The 13,208-nt window shown below is 51.8% G+C and carries 9 protein-coding genes; 6 read left to right on the top strand and 3 right to left on the bottom strand.

Features of this window, described 5'->3' with window-relative positions:
• Window positions 1-5: 5 nt before the first annotated feature.
• On the bottom strand, window positions 6-3,323 hold the full coding sequence (locus tag ACJHXB_RS10390; protein ID WP_000043744.1) for a diguanylate cyclase: 3,318 nt from the start codon (window positions 3,321-3,323) through the stop codon (window positions 6-8).
• Between the two features lie 317 nt (window positions 3,324-3,640).
• Between ACJHXB_RS10390 and udk the strand changes: the two genes are divergently transcribed.
• The 3 genes from udk to asmA all read left to right on the top strand — a co-directional run bounded on the left by udk (window position 3,641) and on the right by asmA (window position 6,830).
• Window positions 3,641-4,282, top strand: coding sequence for a uridine kinase (gene udk, locus ACJHXB_RS10385; protein WP_001295424.1), 642 nt, complete (start codon window positions 3,641-3,643; stop codon window positions 4,280-4,282).
• 91 nt (window positions 4,283-4,373) lie between these two features.
• A complete protein-coding gene (gene dcd, locus ACJHXB_RS10380; RefSeq protein ID WP_001234777.1) occupies window positions 4,374-4,955 on the top strand; it encodes a dCTP deaminase in 582 nt (193 codons plus the stop codon).
• A gap of 21 nt (window positions 4,956-4,976) precedes the next feature.
• On the top strand, window positions 4,977-6,830 hold the full coding sequence (gene asmA / locus ACJHXB_RS10375) for an outer membrane assembly protein AsmA (protein WP_001252363.1): 1,854 nt from the start codon (window positions 4,977-4,979) through the stop codon (window positions 6,828-6,830).
• Between the two features lie 292 nt (window positions 6,831-7,122).
• Here the strand turns inward: asmA and ACJHXB_RS10370 are convergent, their stop codons facing one another.
• Both ACJHXB_RS10370 and ACJHXB_RS10365 read right to left on the bottom strand, forming a co-directional pair.
• Window positions 7,123-8,706, bottom strand: coding sequence for a TerC family protein (locus ACJHXB_RS10370; protein WP_000454701.1), 1,584 nt, complete (start codon window positions 8,704-8,706; stop codon window positions 7,123-7,125).
• Window positions 8,707-8,906: 200 nt separating this feature from the next.
• Window positions 8,907-9,056, bottom strand: coding sequence for a hypothetical protein (locus ACJHXB_RS10365; protein ID WP_162829205.1), 150 nt, complete (start codon window positions 9,054-9,056; stop codon window positions 8,907-8,909).
• Between the two features lie 308 nt (window positions 9,057-9,364).
• Between ACJHXB_RS10365 and wza the strand changes: the two genes are divergently transcribed.
• From wza to wzc, 3 genes are read left to right on the top strand one after another with little or no spacing between them, the layout of a single operon-like run.
• On the top strand, window positions 9,365-10,504 hold the full coding sequence (wza, locus tag ACJHXB_RS10360) for a polysaccharide export protein Wza (RefSeq protein ID WP_000978094.1): 1,140 nt from the start codon (window positions 9,365-9,367) through the stop codon (window positions 10,502-10,504).
• 5 nt (window positions 10,505-10,509) lie between these two features.
• Window positions 10,510-10,953 carry a low molecular weight protein-tyrosine-phosphatase Wzb gene (gene wzb / locus ACJHXB_RS10355; protein WP_000482906.1) on the top strand — a complete coding sequence of 148 codons (444 nt, stop codon included), beginning with the start codon at window positions 10,510-10,512 and terminating at the stop codon, window positions 10,951-10,953.
• Between the two features lie 2 nt (window positions 10,954-10,955).
• Window positions 10,956-13,118 carry a tyrosine-protein kinase Wzc gene (gene wzc / locus ACJHXB_RS10350; protein ID WP_000137126.1) on the top strand — a complete coding sequence of 721 codons (2,163 nt, stop codon included), beginning with the start codon at window positions 10,956-10,958 and terminating at the stop codon, window positions 13,116-13,118.
• Window positions 13,119-13,208: the final 90 nt, after the last annotated feature.

Genomic DNA, 13,208 nt, shown 5'->3' with positions numbered 1-13,208 from the left:
ACGCCTTAGTTAATCGCGAAATAACTGCTATTCACCAGCAAATCCAGCGGTTGGGCATCGGCAATCACATCGCCATAAATCAGATCGACGCCGATGCCAGAAAGCGTATCCATCACCAGGGGTAAAACTACTGGCCCGGCGATGGTCTTCATCCCGAGCCGCTGAGCGTGCCCCTGAATGATCGTAATCAGCATCTCATCCATCAAATTTCCCTGCACGTTGGCGCATAACTCACCATCAAGTAGCAGGTAATCTGCCATATTCGCTTTCAGCGAGTTGAAGATTTGCAGATCGCGGCCCACCTGACTGAATACGATCCGACATCCCGCCAGCCGCAGTTTTTGCACGTTTTCTGCGTGATCTAAAATCGCGTCTGCCGGAATAATCAGATGTAATAACCGTGGTGGTAGAGGGCTATTTTCCAGCTGCTCAATTAGTTCATTCACCAGCGTGGCGCTACTCAAACCGGCAACGGAAAGCGGGAGGGCGATGCTTATACCTTTACTGGCAACCGCTTTGGCGGCCTGCTGGAAAAAATCGTGGAATACCCGTCGGTCAAGAGCATGGCTAAGTGCCGGATCGCTGAAGCTACGACGAAATGTTTGTTCATCAATAATCTCGCCTTCGCAACTCCAGAGCTTAAGTGAAATCAGCCACAAATTACGCGCTTGCGGGATCCGCGGCGAAGCGACACCGTGGGCGATCATCATCAACTGATTCTCTTTAATCATCCGCCACTGTTCATCAAGCGACATCGCCGCCCGTTCGCTATGTGCGGTAGCTTGCTGCGGTTCGTAAATCGTCACCCGGCCCCGGCCACCATTTTTGGAGGCATAACAGGCGATATCAGCCTGCGACATCACTTCAGCCGCCTGATGATTGTTGTCATCAATCAAGGTAATCCCGGCACTGGCACCTACCCGATGTACACGTCCTTCCCAGATAAAGTGATAGTCATTCACGGCGCTGATAATGCGTGTAGCGATAAAACGCGCACTTTCGACATTACAATCTGGCAGCAGCAGACCAAATTCATCGCCACCGAGTCGCGCCAGCACGTCGCTGGAGCGCAGCATACTCAGCATCAACGACGCCAGTTCGCGCAGTAAAGCATCGCCAGCGGCGTGCCCGGCGCTGTCATTCACCGCTTTAAAGCGATCAAGATCGATAAACACCAGTGCATGTCGCTGATGTGTACTGTTTACCGTTTGCAGCAGGATACGCAGTTGCTTCTCAAAACTGGCGCGATTGGCGAGATGCGTCAGTGCATCATGGGAGGCGCTGTAGCTCAGCTGGCGCAGCATTTTGCGTGATTCGGTGACGTCCTGAATCACCAGAACCGAGCCTATATTGCTGCCGTCCAGAGTACTTAACGGCGTAATACTGTAATGCACGTCGTAGCTGCCGCCGCTCCGGCAGTGCAACACCACATCTTGTTCAATCGCGGAACGTGAGGTGTCGGCACTGTAAATGTTCTCCATTAATGGTCCGTTGTCGCCAAAAGTAATATGCAACACCGTCAGGAGCGGAACACCTAATGCTTCTTCCTGCGTCCAGCCGCTCATCTTCTCCGCCACCGGATTCATAAAGGTAATTTTCATCGCCATATCAATACAGACCACGGCTTCGCCGATGGAATCCAGCGTAATGTGCAGGCGCTCTTTTTCCTGAAACAATGCCTCGTTAAGCTGTTTCACTTCGGTCATATCCATATTAATGCCGAGCAGGCGTTCGACTTCGCCTTCTTTATTCAGTACCCGGTTAGCGAGGGCGCGGATATGGCGAATGCCGTCTTTCACGGTAATGCGAAATTCCAGTTTAAAGGGAGAGCGTGATTGCAATGAATCGCGAATCACTTTTTCGGCGTGCTGGCGATCTTCCGGCAGCACGCACTCGTACCACACCTGCCAGTTCGGTTTGATATGCGGAGGAATTTCATACAGCTCGAACATCCGCTTATCCCAGCTAAAAATATTCGGCTTAAGCTCCCACTCCCAGATGCCAATTCCGCCCGCTTCGTTAGCCAGCGTGATGCGCTCCATCAGTTGCTGGTTCACCTGTTCGGTGCGTTTTAGCTCGTTAATGTCTTCAATCTGAGCGATAAAATAGAGCGGCGTACCATCGGTGTGGCGCACCAGTGAGACGGCAAGCAACGCCCAGACAACATCGCCATTGCGGTTGTAGTAGCGTTTTTCCATTGAATAGGTGTTTATTTCACCGCTGATCAGCTTTTCAACCTGTTGCAGATCTTTATTGAGATCCTCCGGCCAGGTCAGTTGCTGAAAGGTGAGTCCGCGCAGTTCTTCCTGACTGTAACCGAGAAACTGGCAGAGCGCTTTGTTGGATTGCAGCCATTGCCCCTCGGTGCCCACTAATGCCATGCCGATGGCGGAATATTCCATGGCATTACGAAAACGGGTTTCGCTTTCAGAGATGTGTTTGCGTTCCGCACGAAAGGCATACATCACCATCGTCATGATGTTGGCGGGCAGCAGGATCAGCAAAAACGGTAGCCACGGCATATGGCTCATCAGGTATGTACGCGGTGTAGCAAGCAGGGAGGGATCAGCGGCCATCATCAGTGACACCATCATCACCGTGGTAAGGAAGATCAAAAAGGCTTCCATTCGTGGCAGGCGCACGGCGCTCCACATCAACAGCACAATAATGAAAGTAAAAGGCCACGGCAGATACAGCATCGAAAGCCAGCTTAACGTCAGTGTGATGGCCAACGTGAGCAGCGACTCAAAAAGCAACCGTGGGTTGCGATGGCGCAGCAGATAGTGTGGTTTAAATAACAATCCCAGTGGCACCAGTGCCAGTGCGCCGATGGATTCTGACAGTACCCATATCAAAAATGCCCTGAGAGGATCGTCTCCGGGCGTCAGCAGGATAACCAGAACACCCCCTAACAGAGGTGGAACAATGGCGCTGCCGAGTGCCAGACGCAGCCAGTCAGCCAGATTTTGCAATGGGTTATACCACGGCAGCAATTTACGCAGTAGCACTGCTCCGACCACGGCTTCAACAATATTGATGGTCGTCCAGGTCATGTTCAGCGAGCTGGTGGAAAAAAGCAGGATGGATGCGGCGATATTTCCCAGCGAGCAGCTCAGCGCAATCCCCGGCCACATGCGCCCGGCATGGCGATAAAACGCCACCATCATGATGGACGTCGGGAACCACAGTGGGGCGAGTTGGGTGCCAAACTGCGAAAGCTCAAGCGAGAAAAGGGTAAAGATAAACGAGACTAAACCTAAACTGACCAGGTGAAGCAGCGGGTGGGGCAGGGCAATTAATACATGCTGTGATTGTTTGCTCATTACCGCTTTATCCGCAAGACCAGGTCGCCAGTATTCGTTTCTGTGTTTATGCTAGTACAAAAGTTTTACATTTTATATGCGAATTGCTCATAAAGTGACGTAAAGGCGGATAATTTGCGCAACGGCGTATAACATTTTTTACCTTGTATAAAACTGATCAACGTAATTTGCCACCGGGAATTCTTCGTCAACAATTAACTCTGAGCGCGCGGCAACGCTATTCGACTGGTATCAGGCGGATGAAATCCCTATAATTGCCGCGTTTGGCGCTTCGTCGCCCCCTTCCTAACATCCAGGTTAATCAGGTCGCTAAATATATGACTGATCAGTCTCATCAGTGCGTCATTATCGGTATCGCTGGCGCATCGGCTTCCGGCAAGAGTCTTATTGCCAGTACCCTTTATCGTGAATTACGTGAGCAAGTCGGTGATGAACACATCGGCGTAATTCCCGAAGACTGCTATTACAAAGATCAAAGCCATCTGTCGATGGAAGAACGCGTTAAGACCAACTACGACCATCCCAGCGCGATGGATCACAGCCTGCTGCTTGAGCATTTACAAGCATTGAAACGCGGCTCGGCCATTGACCTGCCGGTTTACAGCTATGTTGAACATACGCGTATGAAAGAAACGGTGACGGTTGAGCCGAAGAAAGTCATCATTCTCGAAGGCATTTTGCTGCTAACGGATGCGCGTTTGCGTGACGAACTTAACTTCTCAATTTTCGTTGATACCCCGCTGGATATCTGCCTGATGCGCCGCATCAAGCGTGACGTTAACGAGCGTGGGCGTTCAATGGATTCAGTGATGGCGCAATATCAAAAAACCGTGCGTCCGATGTTCCTGCAATTCATTGAGCCTTCTAAACAATATGCGGACATTATCGTGCCGCGCGGCGGGAAAAACCGCATCGCCATCGATATATTGAAAGCGAAAATAAGTCAGTTCTTTGAATAAGCTTGATAAATTGTGTACCGTTCAGTGATAACCTGGTATGCCCTTGACGTAATTGGCGTTAAGGGAGTGATGCACGAAAGGAGAAAATGCCATGCGTCTGTGTGACCGAGATATTGAAGCCTGGCTTGATGAAGGCCGTTTGTCGATCAACCCACGTCCGCCAGTGGAGCGTATTAATGGCGCGACGGTGGATGTGCGCCTGGGCAATAAATTTCGTACCTTCCGTGGTCACACGGCAGCGTTTATCGATCTGAGCGGTCCCAAAGATGAAGTGAGCGCCGCGCTTGACCGCGTGATGAGCGATGAGATCGTACTCGATGAAAGCGAGGCGTTTTATCTTCACCCAGGAGAGCTGGCGCTGGCGGTGACACTGGAGTCGGTGACGCTGCCAGCCGATCTGGTGGGATGGCTGGACGGTCGTTCCTCACTGGCGCGTCTGGGGCTTATGGTGCACGTCACCGCGCACCGTATCGATCCGGGCTGGTCTGGCTGTATTGTGCTGGAGTTCTACAACTCCGGTAAGCTGCCGCTGGCGCTGCGTCCGGGCATGTTAATTGGTGCGCTGAGCTTTGAGCCGCTTTCCGGCCCGGCGGCGCGACCTTACAACCGCCGTGAAGATGCGAAATATCGCAACCAGCAGGGCGCGGTAGCCAGCCGAATCGATAAAGACTAATTCAGGCCCATTGAGGATACCATGAGACGATTTCTGACGACGCTGATGATACTCCTGGTCGTGCTGGTGGCCGGGTTATCTGCGTTAGTGTTGCTGGTGAATCCGAATGATTTCCGCGACTATATGGTCAAGCAAGTTGCTGCACGTAGCGGTTATCAATTGCAGCTCGACGGGCCACTGCGTTGGCACGTCTGGCCGCAGCTTAGTATCCTCTCCGGGCGAATGTCTCTCACCGCCCAGGGCGCGAGCCAGCCACTGGTTCGCGCCGACAACATGCGTCTGGACGTGGCGCTTTTACCACTACTGAGTCATCAACTGAGCGTTAAGCAGGTGATGCTAAAAGGGGCAGTGATCCAACTGACGCCGCAGACGGAAGCGGTGCGCAGTGAAGACGCTCCGGTTGCACCGCGCGACAATACCTTGCCGGATCTGTCAGACGATCGCGGATGGTCGTTTGATATATCCAGTCTTAAGGTGGCGGACAGCGTGCTGGTGTTCCAGCATGAAGATGACGAGCAGGTGACAATCCGCAATATCCGTCTGCAAATGGAACAAGATCCCCAACATCGTGGCTCATTTGAGTTCTCCGGGCGGGTTAATCGCGATCAGCGCGATCTCACGATATCCCTTAACGGTACGGTAGATGCTTCTGATTATCCGCATGATTTAACGGCGGCTATTGAACAAGTTAACTGGCAGTTGCAGGGTGCCGATTTACCAAAACAAGGTATTCAGGGGCAGGGGAGTTTCCAGGCCCAGTGGCAGGAGTCACATAAACGCCTTTCATTTAACCAAATCAGCTTGACCGCCAATGGCAGTACGCTGAGCGGGCAAGCACAGGTCACACTGACAGAGAAACCGGAATGGCAGCTGAGGCTGCAATTCCCGCAACTGAATCTTGACAACCTCATCCCCCTTAATGAAACAGCGAACGGTGAGAACGGTGCCGCGCAGCAAGGGCAGAGCCAATCAACGTTGCCGCGCCCGGTCATTTCTTCGCGTATTGATGAACCGGCCTATCAGGGACTGCAAGGCTTTACGGCTGATATTTTGTTGCAGGCCAGTAACGTGCGCTGGCGCGGAATGAATTTTACAGATGTTGCCACGCAAATGACCAACAAGTCGGGGTTGCTGGAAATTACTCAACTGCAGGGCAAGCTTAACGGTGGACAGGTTTCACTGCCGGGCACGCTGGACGCGACATCAATAAATCCGCGGATAAACTTCCAGCCACGGCTGGAAAACGTTGAGATTGGCACCATTCTGAAGGCGTTTAACTATCCGATTTCGTTGACTGGAAAGATGTCACTGGCTGGTGATTTCTCCGGTGCTGACATAGATGCCGACGCATTCCGCCACAACTGGCAAGGACAGGCACATGTCGAAATGACGGATACACGCATGGAAGGGATGAACTTCCAGCAGATGATTCAGCAAGCGGTAGAGCGTAATGGTGGTGATGTGAAGGCCGCTGAAAACTTTGATAACGTGACGCGTCTTGACCGCTTTACCACCGATTTGACGTTGAAGGATGGCGTCGTGACGTTAAACGACATGCAAGGTCAATCGCCCATGCTGGCGCTTTCCGGGGCTGGTACGTTGAATCTGGCGGAGCAAACCTGCGACACCCAGTTTAATATTCGGGTCGTGGGTGGCTGGAACGGAGAAAGCAAACTGATTGATTTCCTCAAAGAAACGCCAGTACCGCTGCGGGTTTATGGCAACTGGCAGCAACTCAATTACAGCCTGCAAGTGGACCAGCTGCTGCGCAAACATCTACAGGACGAAGCGAAACGTCGCCTGAATGACTGGGCCGAGCGGAATAAAGATTCCCGCAATGGCAAGGATGTGAAGAAGTTACTGGAGAAGATGTAGGTTACCAGGTGACCTGTCCTGTAGGCCTGATAAGACGCGTAAAGCGTCGCATCAGGCGTTCGTGGCGGCACCATTATATTCTGAATATGTAAGATCGAAGGCTGTTCCGTTCACTTGATGTTCCTCGCTACTATGGAACGCTCAAGCCGGTGAGCGTGCCTGGGTGGCTCAATCTCCACCACCCTGGCAACCCGGACCCACACCCCCGCTGTGATGTCCATGTACCACAGACATCGCTTCATTGCTGAAGTTATAAGGCGTTACGCAGCATTGGGTAAAATGGCCGATACCATCACACCTCGTACTCCATCTCGCCATCCTTACGCAGCGGTATAATCTGCACCTTCTGCACGCGATGGCTTTCCACCTGCAACGTTTTAAGCAAATAATCCCCCACCTGAACTTCTTCGCCAGGTTTTGGAATACGCTGCAAATATTCCATCAGCAGCCCGGCAATGGTGTGATATTCGCGTTTCTCATCCAGCGGTAGCGGCACATATTGCACCAGATCTTCCAGTGGCATATGACCATTCGCCGTCCAGGAACCGTCGGCGTTTTTCTGAATATCATGGCGGGCGTCGATCTCTTCCACTTCGTTCGGCAAGTTACCGGCAATAGTTTCCGTGACGTCACTTAATGTCACAATCCCTTCCACCGAGCCAAACTCATCCACCACAAAAGCAAAGTGTGTGCGGGCATTACGGAACTGCTCCAGGGCAGGTAACAACGGCAAGGTTTCCGGGAACACCAGCGGCTGGCGAATCAACACCCGCAGGTTGAGCGGTTCGCCGCGCAGTGACTGTTGTAGCAGGTCGATAACGTGAACAACACCGAGCAAATCTTCTGCGTCATCACCGTCGGTAACCACCAACCGCGTATGCTGATTTCGCTCCAGCAACTGGCGGATTTCTTCTTCCGGTGCGTTGAGATCGATATGCTCAATATCGTGGCGCGACGTCATAATGCTGCTGACAGTACGCTGGTTAAGATTAAGTACCCGCTCAATCATCCGCCGTTCCTGCGGATTAAAGATCTGCTGGTTACCATGATCCACCAGCATGGACGCGGTTTCGGCGTCCAGTTCCGCATCTTCTTTTTGCCCGCTAAGCAGGCGCATTACCGCTTCGGTAGTCCGCTGGCGCAGCGTCTGGTTAGCGGAAAGAAAACGTCGCCGGTTAAAGATAGCCAACTGATTGAGCGCCTCGATCATCACCGAGAAACCAATAGCAGCGTACAGGTAGCCTTTCGGAATGACGAAGCCGAAACCTTCTGCCACCAGGCTAAAGCCAATCATCAACAGGAAGCTTAAGCAGAGAATAACGATCGTCGGGTGACTGTTAACAAATTGCGTTAACGGCTTGCTGGCCATCAACATCAGGCTAATAGCGATAACGACGGCGGCCATCATGACCAGTAAATGGTCGACCATCCCGACGGCGGTAATCACCGAGTCGAGTGAGAAGATGGCGTCCAGTACCACAATTTGTGTCACCACCCCCCAGAACTTCGCACCTTTGCGTTGCGTGGGGTTATTGCTGTCTTTCCCTTCCAGCCGTTCGTTCAGCTCCATCGTGGCTTTGAACAGCAGGAAGAAACCACCAAACAGCATGATTAAGTCGCGGGCGCTAAAGGTAAACGAGCGAAAGCTGAATAGCGGTTGTGTCAGGGTGACCAGCCAGGAGATTGACGCCAGCAGTAACAGGCGCATTAACATCGCCAGCAGCAGCCCGGTAACCCGTGCGCGGTCGCGCTGCTTCGGCGGTAGTTTTTCGGCGAGGATGGCAATAAAGACCAGGTTATCAATGCCGAGGACCAGTTCGATCACAATCAGCGTGATTAACCCGGCCCAGATAGACGGATCGGCAATCCATTCCATAGTAAGTACAAAACCTATTCGTTGTATGACAAATGTCACAATTCGATCATGGATAAATCGGGGCAAAAATGCAATGTTGCAGCACTATTTATCTCATATTATTTGAGGTTTATAACCTCACATTATCCCTGAATTAAAAGTGGTAATAATAAAACATTATTTAAGAAATATCGCATGTGGAGACACTATATTAAATATTGTCAACCTAAAGAAACTCCTAAAAACCATATTGAATGACACTTAATATAATTCTTAAAAATAGCCAATTGCCGAATTGTTACCTTGCCTGCTATTCCGTTAGCTGTAACACTTCCTCCTGCATTATTGGAGAGCCAATATTCAATTACCATAATGTCACCTTATATTCGGAAGTTAATTTCCGCAATAACCCTTTCTCATCAACGACTGTATGTTGAGAGGGTTTTAAAAATTAAGCTGAATCAGTGTATTGGTAGCTAAAAAGCCAGGGGCGGTAGCGTGTCTGGATGCCTGAAAGACCAGTCTGAATTATTCTGTCAATAGCCTGCGGATGAAATCAATTTTTTTAGGACTGATGCCAGTTAAATTTTTATTCAATTAACTGCAAGGTAAATGTGCATGGCGACATTGCTATTAATAGTGCACAGGATAATTACTCTGCCAAAGTGATAAATAAACAATGATGAAATCCAAAATGAAATTGATGCCATTATTGGTGTCAGTAACCTTGATAAGCGGTTGCACAGTACTTCCGGGCAGCAATATGTCGACGATGGGCAAAGACGTCATCAAACAGCAGGACGCTGATTTCGATCTCGACAAAATGGTGAATGTTTATCCGTTGACCCCGCGCCTGATTGATCAATTACGCCCACGACCCAACGTAGCGCGCCCCAATATGACGCTGGAAAGTGAGATCGCGAATTACCAGTATCGCGTCGGGCCGGGGGACGTTCTTAATGTCACCGTCTGGGATCACCCGGAACTCACCACGCCAGCCGGTCAGTACCGCAGCTCCAGCGACACCGGCAACTGGGTACAGCCTGACGGCACCATGTTCTACCCGTATATCGGCAAAGTTCACGTGGTGGGGAAAACGCTCGCTGAAATCCGCAGTGATATTACCGGGCGCTTAGCGACGTACATCGCTGACCCGCAGGTGGACGTTAATATCGCCGCCTTCCGCTCGCAAAAAGCGTATATCTCCGGTCAGGTGAATAAATCCGGTCAACAGGCGATCACCAACGTACCACTGACCATTCTCGACGCCATCAACGCCGCAGGTGGCCTGACCGACACCGCTGACTGGCGCAACGTGGTGCTAACACACAATGGTCGTGAAGAACGCATTTCTTTGCAGGCGCTGATGCAAAACGGCGACCTCAATCAGAACCGACTGCTTTACCCCGGCGATATTCTCTACGTGCCGCGTAATGATGATCTGAAAGTGTTTGTGATGGGTGAAGTGAAGAAACAGAGCACCCTGAAAATGGACTTTAGCGGTATGACCCTGACTGAAGCCCTGGGTAATGCTGAAGGCATCGACATGACCACCTCCAACGCCAGCGGCATCTTTGTCATTCGTCCGCTGAAAGGCGAGGGCGGGCGTAATGGCAAGATTGCCAATATCTACCAGCTGGATATGTCCGATGCCACGTCGCTGGTGATGGCGACAGAATTCCGCCTGCAACCTTATGACGTGGTGTATGTCACCACCGCCCCGGTTTCCCGCTGGAACCGTCTGATCAATCAGTTGCTGCCAACTATTAGCGGTGTCCGTTACATGACGGATACAGCCAGCGACATTCATAACTGGTAATCGTCATGTTTAACAACATTTTAGTTGTCTGTGTCGGCAATATTTGCCGTTCCCCGACGGCGGAACGCTTACTGCAACGTTATCACCCGGAGCTGAAAGTGGAGTCCGCTGGACTCGGCGCGCTGGTCGGTAAGGGCGCTGACCCTACTGCTATCAGCGTCGCCGCAGAACATCAACTGTCTCTGGAAGGTCACTGTGCACGGCAAATCAGCCGTCGCCTGTGTCGCAACTACGACCTGATTTTGACCATGGAAAAGCGCCATATCGAACGCTTATGCGAGATGGCACCGGAGATGCGCGGCAAAGTGATGCTGTTTGGTCACTGGGATAACGAATGTGAAATCCCCGATCCGTATCGCAAAAGCCGGGAAACGTTTGTAGCGGTGTACACATTACTTGAACGGTCTGCCCGCCAGTGGGCGCAGGCATTGAACGCAGAGCAGGTATAAGAATGACAGAAAAAGTAAAACAACATGCCGCTCCGGTAACGGGCAGTGATGAAATCGATATTGGTCGCCTGGTCGGCACCGTCATTGAAGCGCGCTGGTGGGTGATTGGCATCACCGCCGTATTTGCCCTCTGTGCCGTGGTTTACACCTTCTTCGCCACGCCGATTTATAGTGCCGACGCACTGGTACAAATCGAGCAAAACAGCGGCAATTCGTTAGTGCAGGACATTGGTTCGGCATTAGCCAACAAACCGCCAGCATCGGACGCCGAGATCCAGTTGATTCGTTCGCGTCTGGTGCTTGGTAAAACGGTGGACGATCTCGACCTCGATATTGCGGTGAGCAAAAACACGTTCCCGATTTTCGGTGCGGGCTGGGATCGCCTGATGGGACGTCAGAACGAGACGGTGAAAGTGACCACCTTCAACCGCCCGAAAGAGATGGCGGATCAGGTGTTTACGCTTAATGTGCTTGATGACAAAAACTACACCCTGAGCACTGATGGCGGCTTTAGCGCCCGTGGGCAAGCGGGCCAGATGCTGAAAAAAGAAGGCGTCACGCTGATGGTTGAAGCCATTCACGCCAGCCCGGGGAGTGAGTTTACCGTCACCAAATACTCCACGCTGGGGATGATCAACCAACTGCAAAACAGCCTGACGGTAACGGAGAACGGCAAAGACGCAGGCGTACTGAGCCTGACTTATACCGGTGAAGATCGTGAACAGATCCGCGACATTCTTAACAGCATCGCTCGTAACTATCAGGAACAAAATATTGAGCGCAAATCGGCGGAAGCGTCGAAAAGCCTCGCTTTCCTCGCGCAACAGTTACCGGAAGTACGTAGCCGCCTTGATGTTGCCGAAAACAAACTGAATGCCTTCCGTCAGGATAAAGATTCTGTTGATCTGCCGCTGGAAGCGAAAGCGGTGCTCGATTCGATGGTGAACATCGACGCGCAGTTGAACGAACTGACCTTTAAAGAAGCGGAAATCTCCAAGCTATACACCAAAGTTCACCCGGCGTATCGCACGCTGCTGGAGAAACGGCAGGCGCTGGAAGACGAAAAAGCCAAACTTAATGGTCGCGTAACGGCGATGCCGAAAACCCAGCAGGAAATTGTCCGTCTGACCCGCGATGTCGAGTCTGGGCAGCAGGTCTATATGCAACTGCTGAATAAAGAACAGGAGCTGAAAATCACCGAAGCCAGCACCGTCGGCGATGTGCGCATTGTTGACCCGGCAATCACCCAGCCTGGTGTGCTGAAACCGAAGAAAGGGCTGATTATCCTCGGGGCGATTATCCTCGGCCTGATGCTCTCTATCGTGGGTGTGCTGCTGCGCTCTTTGTTCAATCGCGGCATTGAAAGCCCGCAGGTGCTGGAGGAACATGGCATCAGCGTCTATGCCAGCATCCCGCTGTCGGAGTGGCAGAAAGCGCGCGATAGCGTCAAAACCATCAAAGGGGTTAAACGCTATAAACAGAGCCAGCTACTGGCGGTGGGGAATCCAACCGATCTGGCGATTGAAGCCATCCGTAGTCTGCGTACCAGTCTGCACTTCGCGATGATGCAGGCACAGAACAATGTGTTGATGATGACCGGGGTTAGCCCGTCAATCGGTAAAACCTTTGTCTGCGCCAACCTGGCGGCGGTGATCAGCCAGACCAATAAACGGGTGTTGTTGATCGACTGCGATATGCGCAAAGGCTACACCCACGAGCTGTTGGGCACCAATAACGTCAATGGCCTGTCGGAAATTCTGATTGGTCAGGGCGATATTACTACCGCTGCTAAACCGACCTCTATTGCCAAATTTGACCTGATCCCGCGCGGTCAGGTACCGCCAAATCCTTCTGAACTGTTGATGAGCGAACGCTTTGCCGAACTGGTGAGCTGGGCGAGTAAAAACTACGACCTGGTGTTGATTGATACGCCGCCGATTCTGGCAGTGACCGATGCGGCAATTGTTGGTCGTCATGTCGGAACCACGTTAATGGTAGCGCGTTATGCGGTCAACACATTGAAAGAAGTGGAAACCAGTCTGAGCCGCTTTGAGCAAAATGGTATTCCGGTGAAAGGGGTGATTCTCAACTCCATCTTCCGCCGCGCCAGCGCGTATCAGGATTATGGCTATTACGAATACGAATATAAGTCGGACGCGAAATAACGAGATCCGCTGTCGGATGCGATGCTGACGCATCTTATCCGACCTCCGTTCACGCCGCATCCGGCAACAGAACCCGTAAACAAGCTTATA

Source organism: Escherichia sp. WS3227_2, from assembly GCF_046486495.1.
Lineage (GTDB): Bacteria > Pseudomonadota > Gammaproteobacteria > Enterobacterales > Enterobacteriaceae > Escherichia > Escherichia coli.
This window is presented reverse-complemented; position numbering and strand designations above follow the sequence as displayed.

Coding starts and splice junctions, on each gene's coding strand:
- wzc (WP_000137126.1), top strand. CDS start 10,956: ATGACAGAAAAAGTAAAACAACATGCCGCTCCGGTAACGGGCAGTGAT.
- udk (WP_001295424.1), top strand. CDS start 3,641: ATGACTGATCAGTCTCATCAGTGCGTCATTATCGGTATCGCTGGCGCA.
- asmA (WP_001252363.1), top strand. CDS start 4,977: ATGAGACGATTTCTGACGACGCTGATGATACTCCTGGTCGTGCTGGTG.
- ACJHXB_RS10390 (WP_000043744.1), bottom strand. CDS start 3,323: ATGAGCAAACAATCACAGCATGTATTAATTGCCCTGCCCCACCCGCTG.
- ACJHXB_RS10365 (WP_162829205.1), bottom strand. CDS start 9,056: ATGGTAATTGAATATTGGCTCTCCAATAATGCAGGAGGAAGTGTTACA.
- wzb (WP_000482906.1), top strand. CDS start 10,510: ATGTTTAACAACATTTTAGTTGTCTGTGTCGGCAATATTTGCCGTTCC.
- dcd (WP_001234777.1), top strand. CDS start 4,374: ATGCGTCTGTGTGACCGAGATATTGAAGCCTGGCTTGATGAAGGCCGT.
- ACJHXB_RS10370 (WP_000454701.1), bottom strand. CDS start 8,706: ATGGAATGGATTGCCGATCCGTCTATCTGGGCCGGGTTAATCACGCTG.
- wza (WP_000978094.1), top strand. CDS start 9,365: ATGATGAAATCCAAAATGAAATTGATGCCATTATTGGTGTCAGTAACC.